Genomic DNA, 15012 nt, shown 5'->3' on the forward strand with positions numbered 1-15012 from the left:
GCACAAGGACGACGTCATGCATAACAACAAAGAAATGACCCTCAGCGCCCCACTCAGTGGTCCCGTCATCACCCTGGCACAGGTGCCAGATCCGGTATTGGCCAGTGGCACGATAGGCGACGGCCTTGCCATCGACCCCCTCGACGATTGCTTGCACGCACCGTGCGCCGGAGTAATCGCCAATATCGCGCGCACCGGCCATGCCCTGACCTTGCGCGCCGAAAACGGTGCCGAATGGCTGATGCACATCGGCATCGACAGCATGGTCCTCAACGGCGACGGATTTAAAGCACTGGTCACCGAAGGACAAAGCGTCGCCGAAGGCCAGCCACTGCTGCGTTTTGATCTGGACAAAGTGGCGCGACACAGCCGCAGCCTGATCAGTGCAGTGATCCTGCTCAATGGCGAAGGATTCAAGCTGACGCCCATCGCCCACCTGAAATCGGTCAAGGTCGGCGATCCGTTTTTACACATCACGGCCCTCGCCGCCCCGGCCAGGACCGAAACCGCAAACGACGCACTCGCCCAGCCGTCACGCGGCAGTATTCGTGTCGCCCATAACGGCGGTTTGCATGCACGACCTGCGGCGCTGGTACGCCAGACAGCCAGGCAATTTACCAGCCGCGCCGAGCTGCATTTCGCAGGAGCAAGTGCCTCCACTGACAGCCTGACCGGCATCATGGGCCTTGGCGTCGCCGAGCACGACGAAGTACAAGTGATCTGCGTTGGTCACGACAGCGAAGTTGCGCTGCAAGCGTTGCTGAAAGCGCTATCGACGCCCATCCCCCATGAAGCGCCTTACCCTCGGCAGTCTTCGTCCCTACCGAAAGCAACACCCTACGTTGACGTTGAAAACGGCCTATTGCAGGGCATATCAGCGTCACCAGGCTTAGCCTGCGGTCCATTGTTCAGGCTCGACACAATTGAACTTGAGCAAGACCCTGGCAATCATTCGCCCAGCGAACAACGCTCACTTCTCAACAACGCGCTGGATCAAGTCCGCCTGCACATTAGCGTCACGCTGCAACAATCGCGCCCCACTGCGGACCCGCAAGCCGCCGCCATCTTCGCTACGCATCTGGCGATGCTGGATGACCCGGCCCTGCTGGACGCCGCGCATGCCGCTATCGAGCAGGGCCGTTCGGCAGGCCATGCGTGGAGTCAGTCGCTGCTTGCCCAATGCGACAAACTCCAGGCCCTCGACAATGCCTTATTGGCTGAACGCGCCAATGACCTGCGCGACCTGCGCCAGCGAGTATTGCGTGTACTGCTTGGCGCGGACCGAGCGCTCGACATCCCTCCCCAGGCCATCGTCATCGCTCACGAACTGACCCCTTCGGACCTGATGCTGTTGAGTGACCACAACGTCGCTGGGTTGTGCATGGCTGAAGGTGGCGCAACCTCCCATGTGGCGATTCTCGCTCGCGGCAAAGGCTTGCCTTGCGTGGTGGCATTGGGCTCGTCGCTGCTTGCATCGATTGATCAGTTGGCAGGCCAGGTAGTGGTGCTGGATGCAAACAGCGGGCGCCTTGAATTGAAGCCGGATCAAGCGCGCCTGGAGCAGGTCGCGACGTTTCAAACACAGCACCTGGAGCAGCACAACCGACTCCAGCAACAGGCACATCTACCTGCAACAACGGTTGACGATGTCACCCTCGACATTGCCGCCAATGTCGCCTCTGACGCTGATGCGCGACAGGCTCAGGCGATGGGTGCGGACGGTGTCGGCCTGCTGCGTACTGAGTTTCTGTTTATTGATCGGCGTACGGCGCCAACCGAAGACCAACAGCTAGCCGCATACCAATCGGTGCTCGACGCAATGGGTGCTAAACCGGTGATCATTCGCACCATCGACATCGGCGGCGACAAGCAGTTGGAGTATTTGCCGCTGCCGTTTGAGGCCAACCCGGTGCTGGGGTTGCGCGGTATCCGCTTGGGTCAGGCGCGCCCTGAGTTGCTCGATCAACAGTTACGCGCGCTGCTACGAGTCAAGCCGTTGAGTCGTTGTCGAATCCTGTTGCCGATGGTCAGTGAAGTCAGCGAACTCCTCGCGGTACGCCAACGGTTGGATGAACTGGCGTCAGACATGGGGATTACCGAACGTCCGAAACTGGGCGTGATGATTGAAGTGCCGTCAGCGGCGCTGATGGCTGAACAACTGGCCGAGCATGCGGACTTCCTGTCCATCGGCACCAACGATTTGTCGCAATACACCTTGGCGATGGACCGTGATCACGCAGGGCTGGCCGGGCGTGTCGATGCGCTGCATCCGGCGCTGCTGCGGCTGATCGCCATGACCTGTGCGGGCGCTTCGGGTAAATCATGTTGGGTGGGCGTCTGCGGTGCTCTTGCTTCTGAGCCGCTCGCCACCGCTGCGCTGATCGGGCTTGGGGTTCGCGAATTGTCAGTCAGCCCGCCGCAAATTGCCGAGATCAAAGCGCTGGTGCGTCAGTTGGACACACGTGAATGCGCAGCCCTGGCCCAGCGCCTGCTCAACCTGAGCAGTGCCCAGGCCGTGCGCGAAGCCTGCGCGACATTCCATTCGTCTGCATTGGCCCGCTAGGGCAATTTCCCACAACAATAATCAAGGAGAGATGCCGTGTATCAATATTTCATTGAGGGCTTACAGCGCCTTGGCCGCGCATTGATGCTGCCCATCGCGATCCTGCCCATCGCCGGGTTGCTGCTGCGCCTGGGCGATACCGACCTGCTTAATATCGCGGTCATCCATGCGGCGGGCAACGCCATTTTCAGTAACCTGGCGCTGATCTTTGCCATTGGCATTTCAGTAGGTTTCGCCCGTGACAACAATGGTACGGCGGGGCTGGCGGGCGCCATCGGCTATCTGGTGATGACTGCAACGCTTAAGGTGCTCGATCCGCACATCGACATGGGCATGCTGGCCGGGATCATCAGCGGCCTGCTGGCCGGCGGACTGTACAACCGCTTCAAGGACATCGCCCTGCCGGCGTATCTGGCATTTTTTGGCGGACGACGTTTCGTGCCCATCGCCACCGGCCTGTCGGCAGTCCTGCTTGGGCTGATCTTCGGGGTGATCTGGCCAGCGATCCAGCACAGTATTAATAGCCTGGGCCAGTTGATGATGGAAAGCGGCAGCATTGGCGCATTCTTCTTTGGCGTGATGAACCGGATTTTGATCGTTACCGGGCTGCACCACATCCTTAATAACCTGGTGTGGTTCGTGTTCGGCAGCTTTACCGACCTGCAAACCGGGCGCGTGGTCACGGGTGATCTGGCCCGTTACTTCGCTGGCGACCCAAAGGCCGGGCAGTTCATGACAGGTATGTTTCCGGTGATGCTGTTCGGTTTGCCAGCAGCCTGTCTGGCGATGTACCGCAATGCATTGCCGGGCCAGCGCAAGCTGATTGGTGGCGTACTGCTGTCCATGGCCCTGACTTCGTTCCTCACCGGCGTGACCGAGCCGATTGAGTTCGCCTTCATGTTCCTCGCGCCGCTGCTGTATGTGATTCACGCCCTGCTGACCGGTTTGTCCATGGCGCTGACCGACATGCTGAACATTCGCCTGGGCTTTACCTTCTCCGGCGGGGCTATCGACATGGCGCTGGGTTGGGGCAAGTCCACCAATGGCTGGATGATCTTTCCCGTGGGGCTGGTGTATTTCGCGGTGTATTACGTGGTGTTCGATCAGTGCATCCGGCGTCTGAACCTGAAGACGCCGGGGCGTGAACAGGTTGTGGTTAATGTGGCCCAGGTCTCGCGAAGTGACCGTGCCAGCGCTTATATCTCAGCCTTGGGCGGTGCCGAGAACCTGTTGAGCATCGACGCATGTACCACGCGCTTGCGTTTGCAACTGGCAGATCGCAACAAGGCCGATGACGCAGCACTCAAAGCGCTGGGCGCGATGGCCGTTGTCCGGCCGGGCAATGCGGGCAGTTTGCAGGTGGTGGTCGGTCCGATGGCGGACAGCATTGCCGACGAGTTGCGTAATGCCCTGCCCCATGCGACCAGTGTTTCGCCACAGGCTGACGGCGCTTTGCTGGCGAGCGCTGCGCAAGTCGATTCCAAACAAGCAGCTCAGTGGCTCAAAGCGTTGGGCGGAAACGGTGTCACGCATGTCGAATGCGTGGCACTGACCCGTTTGCGGGTCCAGCTAAAAGAGGGACAGCACATCGCCGCCAATCAACTGAATGTGCTGGGATGCCAAGGTGTGCGAAATGTGGGGAATGGAGCGTGGCATGTATTGGTGGGTGACCAAGCGCAGGGGTTGAGCGAGGCGCTCCAGGGGTTGGTCGCATCATCAGACGAAAAGTGAAAATCGTTCAAAAGTGGCTTAACTGACTGGCATTAGGGCAAGCCCGGCTTCTACATGGCGGGTCAGGGCCAGAGCGCACTGAACTGCGGACCATCCGTCTAGGCGGACCAGTGGCGGATATCTTCAGCACAGCAGTAGACCCGCTGTAGGAGTGAACTTGTTCGCGAGACGGTGTCTCAGGCACACCGCGTTGGTCGCCTCGCCAACAAGTTGGCTCCTACAGATTGAACTGCGGACCATTGGCGGATGCTTTCAACACAGCAGTAGACCCGCTGTAGGAGTGAACTTGTTCGCGAGACGGTGTCTCAGGCACACCGCGTTGCTAGAAATCTTCCAGCTTCCACACGTCATAAGCAGGTGTTTCGTAGGGATGGCTGTGCTTGAGCGCGGCCACTGCCTGCTGAATCAACTCATCGGCAACGACCAACTCGACCTTCCACTCTTGCACCTGCTCAATCTCGCCAGCCTGCCCAATGAATGGCTGGCTGCCATCCATTGGGCGGAACTGGCCTTGACCGAACACTTGCCATGCGCAGCAATCATAGGCCCCTATTCGCCCCGCACCGGCAGCGAATAAAGCGCTCTTGACCTGCTCCACATGGCTCGGCGGGACGAAGAAAGCGAGCTTGTACATCAGCTATCAGTTAACCCAAACCCGAGCGTTCCTGAACATGCGCAGCCACGCGCCGTCTTCTCTCCACTCCTCGGGATGCCACGAGTTGTTGACCGCGCGGAACACCCGCTCAGGGTGCGGCATCATGATGGTGACGCGACCGTCGAGCGTGGTCAGGCCGGTGATACCGCGCGGCGAGCCGTTCGGGTTGGCCGGGTAATTCTCGGTGACTTTGCCGTGGTTATCGACAAAACGCATCGCAACGGTGCCCGACACGTCGGTTTCCAGCAGCGATTCCGGGCTCTTGAATTCAGCGTGCCCTTCACCATGCGCAATGGCGATTGGCATGCGCGAACCGGCCATGCCTTGCAGGAAGATCGACGCCGACTCCTGGATCTGCACCATGGCCACGCGTGCTTCGAACTGCTCGGAACGGTTGCGCACAAAGTGCGGCCAGAACTCACTGCCGGGGATCAGTTCGCGCAGGTTGGACATCATCTGGCAACCGTTGCATACGCCAAGGGCGAAGCTGTCCTGGCGTGCAAAAAACGCCTGGAACGCATCGCGCGCACGGGTGTTGAACAGCGCTGATTTGGCCCAACCTTCACCCGCGCCCAGTACATCGCCGTAGGAGAAACCGCCGCAGGCCACCAGGCCTTTGAACGCGTTCAAGTCGACACGACCGGCGAGGATGTCGCTCATGTGTACGTCAACCGAGGCGAAGCCGGCCCGGTCGAACGCTGCCGCCATTTCGACCTGGCCGTTGACGCCCTGCTCGCGCAGAACGGCAACCTGTGGGCGAATGCCTTTCTTGATGTAAGGCGCAGCAATGTTGTCGTTGACGTCGTAGCCGAGCTTGACGCTCAGGCCTGGGTTGTCTTCTTCCAACAACGCATCGAACTCCTGATCGGCGCACTCCGCGTTGTCACGCAGACGCTGGATCTGGTAGCTGGTTTGCGCCCACTGACGCTGCAGCAAACGACGCTGCCCCGTGAACACTGACTCGCCGTTGTAATTAATGCGCACGTCGTCGCTGTTCACCGGCTGGCCAATGACCGCCACGCAGTCGCCGCCCAGGCCAGCAGCACTGAACTGCGCCAGTACGCCTGGGGTTGCATCCTGACGGACCTGAATCACGGCGCCCAACTCTTCGTTGAACAGGATCGCGGCGATTTCGGCTTTGTTTTCGGCCAGACCGTCCAGTTGCAGGTTCAAGCCGCAATGACCGGCGAAGGCCATTTCCAGCGCAGACACCAGCAGACCACCGTCGGAGCGGTCGTGGTACGCCAACAGGTGGCCGTCGGCATTCAGGCCCTGGATCACCGCGAAGAAGGCCTTGAGGTCTTCTGCGTCATCGACGTCCGGCGCCACTTTGCCCAGCTTGCCGTGGGTCTGCGCGAGAATGGATGCGCCCATGCGATTCTGGCCACGACCAAGATCGATGAGGATCAAGTCGGTCACGCCTTTGTCCATGCGCAGTTGCGGGGTCAGCGTGCCACGAATATCGGTGACTGGCGCAAAGCCTGTCACGATCAACGACAGCGGCGAGGTCACGGTTTTTTCGGTGCCTTCGTCGCTCCAGCGGGTCTTCATGGACATCGAGTCCTTGCCCACCGGAATGGTGATGCCCAACTCAGGGCACAACTCCATGCCAACCGCTTTCACAGTGTCGTACAGACGCGCATCTTCACCTGGGTGACCGGCAGCGGACATCCAGTTAGCCGACAGTTTGATGTCGGAAAGCTTGCCAATACGCGAGGCTGCGATGTTGGTCAGCGTCTCGCCAATTGCCATGCGCCCGGATGCCGGAGCATCCAGCAAGGCCAGCGGCGTGCGCTCGCCCATGGCCATCGCTTCGCCGGTGTACACGTCAAAGCTGGTCGCGGTGACAGCGACGTCAGCCACCGGCACCTGCCACGGACCAACCATTTGATCGCGGTTGACCAGCCCCGTGATGCTGCGGTCGCCAATGGTGATCAGGAAACTTTTGCTGGCAACGGCTGGGTGAAACAACACACGCTGCACGCTTTCTTCGATGTCGAGCGTGCTTGGGTCGAAATCGTCGCCCAGCTCGGCCTCACGAGTGGCCGAACGGTGCATGCGCGGGGCTTTGCCCAACAACACCTCCAGCGGCATATCGACAGGGCTGTTACCGAAGTGGCTGTCGGTGACGGTCAATTGTGGCTCTTGGGTGGCTTCACCCACTACTGCGTACGGGCAACGCTCACGCTCACAGATGGCTTTGAAGCGCTCGAAATTCTCGGCGCTGACCGCCAGCACATAACGCTCCTGGGACTCGTTGCTCCAGATTTCCAGCGGAGCCATGCCCGGCTCATCGTTCGGCACATTGCGCAGCTCGAAGCGCCCGCCGCGACCACCGTCGTTGACCAGTTCCGGGAAGGCATTGGACAAACCGCCAGCGCCCACGTCGTGAATGAATGCAATCGGGTTGTGATCGCCCAACTGCCAGCAGCGGTCGATCACTTCCTGGCAGCGACGCTCCATTTCAGGGTTTTCACGCTGAACGGACGCAAAATCCAGATCTGCCGAACTGGTGCCAGTGGCCATCGAGGACGCCGCGCCACCACCCAGACCAATCAACATCGCCGGGCCACCGAGCACGATCAGCTTGGCACCGACGGTGATTTCGCCTTTCTGCACATGGTCTTCGCGAATATTGCCCAAACCACCGGCCAGCATGATCGGCTTGTGGTAGCCGCGCACTTCTTCGCCGTGCGGGGTCACGATGGATTGCTCGAAGGTACGGAAATAGCCGGTCAATGCCGGACGACCGAATTCGTTGTTGAACGCCGCACCGCCCAGTGGGCCTTCGATCATGATGTCCAGGGGCGTCACGATGCGCTCAGGCTTGCCGTATGGCTTTTCCCACGGCTGGACAAAACCCGGAATGTTCAGGTTGGACACGGTAAAACCCGTCAGGCCCGCCTTGGGTTTGGCGCCACGGCCAGTCGCGCCTTCGTCACGAATCTCACCACCGGAACCAGTTGCGGCACCTGGAAACGGCGCAATCGCGGTCGGGTGGTTGTGGGTTTCGACCTTCATCAGGATGTGAACCGGCTCCTGAACGGCGCTGTATTCGCGGGTTTCAGCGTTCGGGAAGAAACGACCGGCAACGCTGCCGACGATCACCGAAGCGTTGTCCTTGTAAGCCGACAGTACGCCCTCGCTGTGCAAGACGTAGGTGTTCTTGATCATGCCAAACAGGCTTTTTTCCTGGCTCTGACCGTCGATGTCCCAACTGGCGTTGAAGATCTTGTGACGGCAGTGCTCAGAGTTGGCCTGGGCGAACATCATGAGTTCGATGTCGTGCGGGTTGCGTTTGAGGGTATTGAAGCTGGTGACCAGGTAATCGATTTCGTCTTCGGCCAGCGCGAGGCCCAACTCAACGTTGGCTTTTTCCAGCGCGGCGCGACCGCCACCCAGCACGTCAACAGCCGTCAACGGCTTGGGTTCGGCATGGCTGAACAAGCCTGCGGCCTGCTCCAGGGTGCCCAACACCAGTTGCGTCATGCGGTCGTGCAGGTTGTCGGCGATCAGTTGTGCATCGGCTTCGCTGAATTGACCTTCTACATAAAAGGCAATGCCGCGCTCAAGGCGCTGGATCTTGGTAAGGGCGCAGTTGCGGGCGATATCGGTGGCTTTGCTCGACCACGGCGAGATCGTGCCAAAACGCGGAAGCACCAGAAACAAACGGCCGCGTGGCTCTTGAACCGGCACGCTGGGGCCGTATTTCAAGAGGCGGGCGAGGACCTGCTGCTCTTCTTCGGTCAGAACGCCGGCAACCTCAGCGAAGTGGGCGAACTCAGCGTACAGGCCACTGACAGCCGGAACTTTATCGCTCAGTTGCTCAAGTAATTTCTTGTGGCGGAAAGCAGAAAGGGCGGGAGCACCACGCAGGATCAACATCGTCGGGACAGCCTCGGGGAAGGGGGTGTGCTTTGAGGCCGTGCATTCTAGCGTAAACCGCCACTTTCGGCACCCGAAACGACTGCATCGAACACACCCGAACGTCGGCGCGACACCCTGCGGTTTGTGAACGGGTCGCGAACTGGCGGCCTTATCAGACACGACCTCCGCTGTCGAGATATGGTGGTCAGGCTGCTTTGCGTATACTGCGTGGATGTTTTCCCAATCAGATTTCCGCCCACGCTGTGCCAAGTGGCTCATCGCAACCGGAATCTTCCTGCTGCTCGGTGCGTGTGTTGAGAAACCCAACACGCTTGAACGAGTCAAGGAGGATGGTGTTCTGCGCGTTGTCACCCGTAACAGCCCGGCGACTTATTTCCAGGACCGCAATGGTGAGACCGGTTTTGAGTACGAACTGGTGAAGCGTTTTGCCGATGACCTTGGCGTAGAGCTGAAGATCGAGACCGCTGACAACCTTGACGACCTGTTCGATCAGATGAATAAACCGGGCGGCCCGGTGATCGCCGCCGCAGGCCTGATCAGCACCGACAGACGTGCGCAACAGGTGCGTTTCTCGCATTCCTACCTCCAAGTGACACCACAGGTTATCTACCGAAACGGCCAAAACCGCCCGACCGACCCCAGTGATCTGGTGGGCAAACGCATACTTGTGCTCAAAGGCAGCAGCCACGCCGAGCAACTCGCGGCGCTAAAAGTAAAATATCCGCAATTGCAGTACGAAGAATCTGATCAGGTTGAAGTCGTTGACCTGTTGCGCATGGTCGACGAGGGCCAGATTGACCTCACCCTGGTCGACTCCAATGAACTGGCAATGAACCAGGTGTATTTCCCCAACGTGCGTGTCGCCTTCGACCTGGGCGATGCCCGCGATCAACGTTGGGCGGTGGCGCTGGGCGATGACAACAGCCTGCTGAACGAGATCAACGCGTTTCTCGATAAAGTGCAAAAAAACGGCATGCTGCAGCGGCTCAAGGATCGCTATTACGGCCATGTGGATGTGCTGGGTTATGTCGGCGCGTACACCTTCGCCCAGCACCTGCAAGAGCGTCTGCCCAAGTACGAAAAACACTTTCAGGCGTCGGCCAAGCAAGAACAGGTCGACTGGCGCTTGCTGGCTGCCATCGGTTATCAGGAATCGTTATGGCAACCAACCGTGACCTCGAAAACCGGTGTTCGCGGGATGATGATGCTGACTCAAAGCACTGCCCAGGCAATGGGTGTCGTCAACCGACTGGACGCGAAACAAAGCATACAAGGCGGAGCGAAATACTTTGCCTACGTGAAGGATCAGCTTGATGACAAAATTCAAGAGCCGGATCGTACATGGCTAGCGCTGGCTTCCTACAACATCGGCACGGGACATCTCGACGACGCACGTAAATTGGCGGAAAACGAAGGCCTGAATCCAAATAAATGGCTCGACGTAAAAAAAATGTTGCCGCGCCTGGCGCAGAAACAGTGGTACAGCAAAACCCGTTACGGCTATGCCCGCGGTGGCGAGCCAGTGAGCTTCGTCGCCAACATCCGCCGCTATTACGACATCCTCACATGGGTAACCCAGCCGCAGCTTGAAGGTAGCCAGGTCGCCGAAAGCAATCTGCATGTGCCGGGCGTAGACAAGACCAAGCCACCGGAAGAAACCCCACAGCTGTAACGGCTCAAATGAATCTGCGTGTACAAGCCGGGCTACGCGACAGTACGGCGCCTGGACGGCGGGAGTCCCCTACAGACAATTGCATCGTCCAGACATACATAAAAAAACCCGGACCTGAGTCCGGGTTTCTTATGCTGCCATCAACCAATCAATGCAGGATCTGACTGAGGAACAACTTGGTACGATCACTCTGCGGATTGTCGAAGAAGTCGTTCGGCGCGGCTTGTTCAACGATTTCACCTTTGTCCATGAAGATCACGCGGTTGGCCACGGTGCGGGCGAAGCCCATTTCGTGGGTCACGCAGAGCATGGTCATGCCTTCTTCTGCCAAGCCGACCATGGTGTCGAGCACCTCCTTGACCATTTCCGGGTCGAGCGCCGAGGTTGGCTCATCGAACAGCATGATTTTCGGTTTCATGCACAGCGCCCGGGCAATCGCCACGCGCTGTTGCTGACCACCGGAAAGCTGGCCCGGGAATTTATGCGCCTGCTCCGGAATGCGCACGCGCTCCAGGTAGTGCATGGCGATTTCTTCGGCTTTCTTCTTGGGCATCTTGCGTACCCACATCGGCGCCAGGGTGCAGTTCTGCAAGATGGTCAGGTGCGGGAACAGGTTGAAGTGCTGAAACACCATGCCGACTTCACGGCGGATGGTTTCGATCTGCTTCAGGTCCGAGGTCAACTCGGTGCCATCAACAACGATCTTGCCTTGCTGGTGCTCTTCCAGACGGTTGAGGCAGCGAATGGTGGTCGACTTACCCGAACCCGATGGGCCGCACAAAACGATACGCTCGCCCTGACGCACGTTCAGGTTGATGTCTTTGAGTACGTGGAACTGGCCGTACCATTTATGGACGCCTTCCATCCGGATCATGCCTTCGGCGCCCAGAGGCTTACTGATAACTTCACTCATGGCAAAACTCCTAACGCTTGTGGCCTGTGTCCAACTTACGCTCCAAGTGCATGGAGTAGCGGGACATACCGAAACAGAAGATCCAGAACACCAAGGCCGCGAAGACGTAGCCTTCGGTGGCCATACCGAGCCATTTAGGGTCGGCGGCAGCTTGTTTGACGCTATTGAGCAGGTCGAACAGGCCGATGATGATCACAAGGCTTGTGTCCTTGAACAACGCAATCACTGTATTGACCAGGCCCGGAATGACCAACTTCAGGGCTTGCGGCAGAATCACCAGGCCCATCCGGCGCCAGTAACCCAAGCCCATCGCAGCAGCGGCTTCGTACTGCCCTTTCGGGATTGCCTGCATGCCGCCGCGTACCACTTCAGCAACGTAGGCCGACTGAAATAGAATCACGCCGATCAACGCCCGTAGCAGCTTGTCGAAGTTCATGCCTTCGGGCAGGAACAACGGCAGCATCACAGAAGACATGAACAACACAGTGATCAACGGAACGCCACGCCAGAACTCAATGAAGGTCACGCATATCACGCGTACCGCTGGCATCTCGGAACGACGCCCCAACGCCAGAATCACACCCAGTGGTAGCGCGCCGGCAATACCGACCGTGGCGATCACCAGCGTCAGCATCAGGCCGCCCCACTGGCTGGTTGCCACCTGGGTCAGACCGAAGATATCGCCATGCAACAGGAAGAACGCGACAATTGGGTAAATGATCAGGAAGCTGAAACCGTACGTCGCCTTGCGCGGCATTGCTTTCACGAACAGTGGCGCTACACCGATGATCGCCAGCCAGACAGTCAAATCGACCCTCCAGCGCAGCTCGGCCGGGTAGTAGCCATACATGAACTGACCAATACGCTGCTCGATAAATACCCAGCAAGCGCCAGCCTTGGTGCAATCTTCGCGCGTGGTGCCAACCCAGTTGGCGTCGAATATCGCCCAGCTCAGCAGCGGCGGTACGACCAGCCAGACCAGGTAGATCGCGAACAGCGTCAGCAGCGTGTTCCACCAGTTGGAGAACAGGTTTTGCCGCATCCATGCCACCGGGCCGAAGACTTTGCTCGGCGGCGGCATATCAGGTTTGAAAATATGAGATGTCATGCGCGTTTCCTCACCGCTCGATCAGCGCAATGCGCTTGTTGTACCAGTTCATCAGCAGAGAAATGCTGATACTGATCGCCAGGTACACGCTCATGGTGATGGCAATGACTTCAATAGCCTGCCCCGTCTGGTTAAGCACAGTACCGGCAAACAACGAAACCATTTCCGGGTAACCGATACCGGCTGCCAGCGAAGAGTTCTTCGCCAGGTTCAGGTATTGGCTGGTCAGCGGCGGAATGATCACGCGCATGGCCTGCGGAATGATGACTTTGCGCAATGTCGGGCCGGGACGCAGGCCCAACGAACGCGCAGCCTCGGTTTGGCCGTGGCTGACCGACGTGATACCGGACCGTACGATCTCGGAGATGAACGCTGCGGTGTACACCGTCAATGCCAGGGTCAATGCGAGCAGTTCCGGGATCAATACCCAGCCGCCGACAAAGTTGAAGCCCTTGAGCTCAGGCATTTCCCAATGCACCGGGGCACCGAAAATCAGCGCGCAAAGCGCCGGAATCACGATAAATAGCGCAAGGCCGGCCCAGAACTTATGAAACGGCACGCCAGTGGCTTCGAACCGCTTGTTCGCCCAGTTAGCCATCAACTTGATCGCGACAATCGCCAAGACGATGCTGATCACGAACGGCCAGAAAGCATCCGTGGCAATAGCCGCCGGCATGTTGATGCCGCGGCTGCTGAGGAAGAAGCTGTTGGCGAAACCATGCGCCGCACGCGGCCCCGGCAGTGTCAGAAAGACTGCGAAATACCAGAACAGGATCTGCAGCAGCGGCGGGATGTTGCGAAAGACTTCCACGTAAACAGTGGCAAGTTTGTTGATAATCCAGTTGTTGGACAACCGGGCGACACCCACGACGAACCCTAGCAAGGTCGCCAGAATCACACCGATGAAGGTCACCAGAAGGGTGTTCAGCAGACCGATCAGAAATACGCGCGAGTAGGTATCCGATTCCGTGTAGGAAATCAGATGCTGCGCGATACCGAAACCGGCGCTGTTTTGAAGGAAATCGAAACCTGAGGTGATACCCCGGTGTTGAAGGTTGGTTTGCGTGTTATCGAACAGATACCAACCCATCGAGACTACTGCGATAACGGTGATTATCTGAAATAGCCACGCACGCACTTTCGGGTCGCTGAGGGATAACCTCTGCTTTGGTGCGCTGATTTGATTTTGCATGAATTGCCCCGGAATAAATGGAACGAAGCCCCCGGCCACTGATCAGGTGGCCGGGCGCAGGTCAATCAGCGCACGGGTGGTGCGTATTGAATGCCGCCAGCGTTCCACAAAGCGTTCTGACCACGGTCAATGGCCAAAGGTGTGGATTTACCCAGGTTTCTCTCGAAGATTTCGCCATAGTTACCGACTTGGGCAACAATCTTGACGACCCAGTCCTTAGGCAGTTTCAGTTGTGGACCGTAATCACCGTCAGCACCCAGCAGACGTGCTACGTCGGGGTTCTTGGTGGATTTGGCTTCGGCTTCGACGTTTTTCGAAGTGACACCGGCTTCCTCGGTATTGAGCAGAGCGTAGCCAACCCAACGAACGATGGTGGCCCATTCTTCGTCGCCGCGACGTACAACCGGCCCCAGAGGTTCTTTGGAGATGGTCTCAGGCAGAACGACATAGTCCTTCGGCGAGGCCAGCTTGGAGCGCTGTGCGTAGAGCTGCGACTTGTCGGAAGTCAGCACGTCGCAACGGCCGGATTCCAGCGATTTGGCGCTTTCGTCGGAGGTATCGAATGTGATCGGGGTGTACTTCAGGCCGTTGCCACGGAAGTAGTCGGATACGTTCAGCTCAGTGGTGGTACCGGCCTGGATGCAGATGGTTGCACCGTCCAGCTCCTTGGCACTTTTGACGCCCAGCTTGTTGTTAACCAGAAAGCCAATACCGTCGTAGTAAGTCACAAAGCCTGGGAACACCAGCCCCATGCCTGCATCACGGGAGCTGGTCCACGTGGTGTTACGCGACAGAATGTCGATTTCGCCGGATTGCAGCGCGGTAAAACGCTCTTTGGCGTTCAGTTGGCTGAATTTGACTTTGGTCGCGTCACCGAAAACGGCAGCGGCAACCGCGCGGCAGATGTCTGCGTCGATACCAACGATCTTGCCGCTGGCATCAGGCACCGAGAAACCTGGCAGGCCGTCGCTGACGCCGCACTGTACGAAGCCTTTCTTTTGGATGGCATCCAGTGTCGCGCCCGCCTGAGCGAAACTGCTGACACCGAGCACTGCTGCGGCGGCCACTACAGCCAGGGTGGATTTCAACATCTTCATTCAAACCTCCAGTTTGCTCTTTGTTGTGTAAGGAGCTTTAGTCCCGTCGCACCCTTGTGAGGCGTTAATGACCCGTGCTGGCGTATTTTTGGGTCATGCGACGCAAGACCGACACTCAAAAAACGGCGCGAGGTCTTCTCGTCACCCGCCCTTGAGCGTCATGTTCGGCCTGCGGACTGAAGCCCCCTGATGT

At 58.5% G+C, this 15012-nt stretch carries 9 protein-coding genes; 3 read left to right on the forward strand and 6 right to left on the reverse strand.

Translation table 11 applies throughout. The annotated features are described in order from the left end of the window. Positions 1–16: 16 nt before the first annotated feature. Both ptsP and nagE read left to right on the forward strand, forming a co-directional pair. Positions 17–2563 carry a phosphoenolpyruvate--protein phosphotransferase gene (ptsP, locus tag VGC62_RS01410; RefSeq protein WP_331185313.1) on the forward strand — a complete coding sequence of 849 codons (2547 nt, stop codon included), beginning with the start codon at positions 17–19 and terminating at the stop codon, positions 2561–2563. Between the two features lie 84 nt (positions 2564–2647). Continuing rightward, positions 2648–4294 carry an N-acetylglucosamine-specific PTS transporter subunit IIBC gene (gene nagE / locus VGC62_RS01415; protein ID WP_414705728.1) on the forward strand — a complete coding sequence of 549 codons (1647 nt, stop codon included), beginning with the start codon at positions 2648–2650 and terminating at the stop codon, positions 4292–4294. Positions 4295–4616: 322 nt separating this feature from the next. On the opposite strand, the gene VGC62_RS01420 is transcribed toward nagE, so the two are convergent. Then, entirely contained in the window at positions 4617–4928 is a 312-nt protein-coding gene (locus tag VGC62_RS01420; protein ID WP_331185315.1) for a YqfO family protein, read from the reverse strand. A 6-nt stretch (positions 4929–4934) separates the two neighbouring features. After that, positions 4935–8834 carry a phosphoribosylformylglycinamidine synthase gene (purL, locus tag VGC62_RS01425; protein ID WP_331185316.1) on the reverse strand — a complete coding sequence of 1300 codons (3900 nt, stop codon included), beginning with the start codon at positions 8832–8834 and terminating at the stop codon, positions 4935–4937. Positions 8835–9048: 214 nt separating this feature from the next. On the opposite strand from purL, the gene mltF reads away from it, so the two are divergent. Further along, positions 9049–10509, forward strand: a complete 1461-nt coding sequence (mltF, locus tag VGC62_RS01430) for a membrane-bound lytic murein transglycosylase MltF (protein ID WP_331185317.1) — start codon at positions 9049–9051, stop codon at positions 10507–10509. 148 nt (positions 10510–10657) lie between these two features. On the opposite strand, the gene VGC62_RS01435 is transcribed toward mltF, so the two are convergent. The 4 genes from VGC62_RS01435 to VGC62_RS01450 form a co-directional block, all read right to left on the reverse strand. Continuing rightward, positions 10658–11422: an amino acid ABC transporter ATP-binding protein gene (locus VGC62_RS01435; RefSeq protein ID WP_331185318.1), complete on the reverse strand. Its 765-nt coding sequence runs from the start codon at positions 11420–11422 to the stop codon at positions 10658–10660. Positions 11423–11432: 10 nt separating this feature from the next. After that, complete coding sequence (locus tag VGC62_RS01440) at positions 11433–12530, reverse strand: amino acid ABC transporter permease (RefSeq protein WP_331185319.1); 1098 nt, start codon at positions 12528–12530, stop codon at positions 11433–11435. Between the two features lie 10 nt (positions 12531–12540). Then, on the reverse strand, positions 12541–13722 hold the full coding sequence (locus tag VGC62_RS01445) for an amino acid ABC transporter permease (protein ID WP_331185320.1): 1182 nt from the start codon (positions 13720–13722) through the stop codon (positions 12541–12543). A gap of 65 nt (positions 13723–13787) precedes the next feature. Continuing rightward, the gene (locus VGC62_RS01450; RefSeq protein ID WP_331185321.1) at positions 13788–14819 is read right to left on the reverse strand and encodes an amino acid ABC transporter substrate-binding protein; all 1032 of its coding nucleotides are present in this window, start codon (positions 14817–14819) and stop codon (positions 13788–13790) included. Positions 14820–15012: the final 193 nt, after the last annotated feature.

Source organism: Pseudomonas sp., assembly GCF_036404235.1.
Classification (GTDB): domain Bacteria; phylum Pseudomonadota; class Gammaproteobacteria; order Pseudomonadales; family Pseudomonadaceae; genus Aquipseudomonas.

Excerpts from the sequence above, each read along its gene's own strand:
- ptsP (WP_331185313.1), top strand. The coding sequence starts at position 17 with ATGCATAACAACAAAGAAATGACCCTCAGCGCCCCACTCAGTGGTCCC.
- nagE (WP_414705728.1), top strand. The coding sequence starts at position 2,648 with ATGCTGCCCATCGCGATCCTGCCCATCGCCGGGTTGCTGCTGCGCCTG.
- VGC62_RS01420 (WP_331185315.1), bottom strand. The coding sequence starts at position 4,928 with ATGTACAAGCTCGCTTTCTTCGTCCCGCCGAGCCATGTGGAGCAGGTC.
- purL (WP_331185316.1), bottom strand. The coding sequence starts at position 8,834 with ATGTTGATCCTGCGTGGTGCTCCCGCCCTTTCTGCTTTCCGCCACAAG.
- mltF (WP_331185317.1), top strand. The coding sequence starts at position 9,049 with ATGTTTTCCCAATCAGATTTCCGCCCACGCTGTGCCAAGTGGCTCATC.
- VGC62_RS01435 (WP_331185318.1), bottom strand. The coding sequence starts at position 11,422 with ATGAGTGAAGTTATCAGTAAGCCTCTGGGCGCCGAAGGCATGATCCGG.
- VGC62_RS01440 (WP_331185319.1), bottom strand. The coding sequence starts at position 12,530 with ATGACATCTCATATTTTCAAACCTGATATGCCGCCGCCGAGCAAAGTC.
- VGC62_RS01445 (WP_331185320.1), bottom strand. The coding sequence starts at position 13,722 with ATGCAAAATCAAATCAGCGCACCAAAGCAGAGGTTATCCCTCAGCGAC.
- VGC62_RS01450 (WP_331185321.1), bottom strand. The coding sequence starts at position 14,819 with ATGAAGATGTTGAAATCCACCCTGGCTGTAGTGGCCGCCGCAGCAGTG.